This is a genomic window from Vibrio sp. 10N.222.48.A3 (genome assembly GCF_041475345.1).
GTDB lineage: Bacteria > Pseudomonadota > Gammaproteobacteria > Enterobacterales > Vibrionaceae > Vibrio > Vibrio tasmaniensis_A.
Window position 1 is genome coordinate 1 of the sequence record NZ_JBFRVX010000159.1, and the last position, 462, is coordinate 462.

Below are 462 nucleotides of genomic sequence, written 5' to 3' on the forward strand. Positions count from 1 at the left end.
GCTGAAAAAGTCGGAAAACTGGTTTTCACGTAGGAAGTTGCCCAAGGTAACATCCGGTGTGAACTCGTTACTTTCGAATTGAGCCTTACACAGTTTGTTGAACTTGAGGATGTCAGACACTAAAGACCAGAACTGAGGTTTGAAGATGTTACTCCTCTGCGCGAATAACGAATTGATGCTATGGCCGTTGTATTCGAATTTAGTTGTGGTGTTGTGTACGCTGAAGCTCATTTCGGTCGGTTGCCTTTCAACACCGAGTTGTGCGAGTAGCTGATTGAAATTCGGGTAGGTTCGATCGTTGAATACTATGAAACCTGTATCTATCGAAAACGCCGAGCCTTGATGTTCAATATCAACGGTAGCGGTGTGGCCCCCAACATAATCGTTCTTTTCGAATACGGTCACGTCGTGGTGCTTATCTAATATGTGTGCGCAAGTCAGTCCAGAGATGCCTGAACCTAT

The 462-nt window shown here is 45.0% G+C and carries 1 protein-coding gene; it reads right to left on the reverse strand.

Annotation, left to right across the window (positions count from 1 at the left end; all coding sequences use genetic code 11):
* Positions 1-462 (reverse strand): NAD(P)-binding protein (locus AB4653_RS05935; protein ID WP_372103559.1); only part of this gene is annotated, 462 nt, incomplete at both ends.